This window comes from Pseudoalteromonas sp. SIMBA_162 (genome assembly GCF_046535955.1).
Classification (GTDB): Bacteria; Pseudomonadota; Gammaproteobacteria; order Enterobacterales; family Alteromonadaceae; genus Pseudoalteromonas; species Pseudoalteromonas marina.
In genome coordinates this window covers 1-254 of sequence record NZ_JAWJBQ010000775.1, presented here as the reverse complement: position 1 = coordinate 254, position 254 = coordinate 1, and the positions used below count along the sequence as shown (strand labels likewise).

The 254-nt window shown below is 60.2% G+C and carries 1 pseudogene; it reads right to left on the bottom strand.

The features are described 5' to 3' along the window. Window positions 1–254: pseudogene (locus R0J88_RS21790) on the bottom strand (hypothetical protein); the annotation flags it as partial.

Below are 254 nucleotides of genomic sequence, written 5' to 3'. Positions count from 1 at the left end.
ACGCTGGCCGATCTTCGTGCTGTCGCTGGCTGACTTCTTGAGCATCGTGCGACCCAGACGAATGCGCACCGAGCAGTAGAACTTCACCGCGTCGCCGCCGGGGGTCGTCGTAGGATCACCAAACATCACGCCAATCTTCGTGCGCGTCTGGTTCAGGATGATCAGCGTGGCGCCATAGTCATCACACGCCTGGGCAATCATCTTGAAGGAGGCGGAGGTGGCTCGGGCCAGCGCGGTGTTGTCGTTCATGTTGA